Genomic DNA, 236 nt, shown 5'->3' on the forward strand with positions numbered 1-236 from the left:
CTCAGCCCCCGGGACGAGCTCCACCCCGGAAATGTAATGGATGTGCAACAAGAGATGACGTTCACCGAACGGGCTATATATACACTTTTCTCCACCCCAGTCCAATACCGCCGGGGATTGCGGGAGACGGGACGCAAGCCACGCCTCCACCTTGTCGAGGTAGGCCGCGCGCTGTTGAAAATGTGGCACCACGTTGGCGTAGCCCGGCTCGAAGCGGATGAGCTGAGCGTTGTATT

The 236-nt window shown here is 58.9% G+C and carries 1 protein-coding gene; it reads left to right on the top strand.

Features of this window, described 5'->3' with window-relative positions:
- Positions 1 to 36 precede the first annotated feature (36 nt).
- Positions 37 to 236 (top strand): hypothetical protein (locus OH705_RS28745; RefSeq protein ID WP_267303638.1); only part of this gene is annotated, 200 nt, incomplete at its 3' end.

Origin of the sequence: Pseudomonas sp. BJa3, assembly GCF_026343815.1 — a bacterium.
GTDB lineage: Bacteria > Pseudomonadota > Gammaproteobacteria > Pseudomonadales > Pseudomonadaceae > Aquipseudomonas > Aquipseudomonas soli.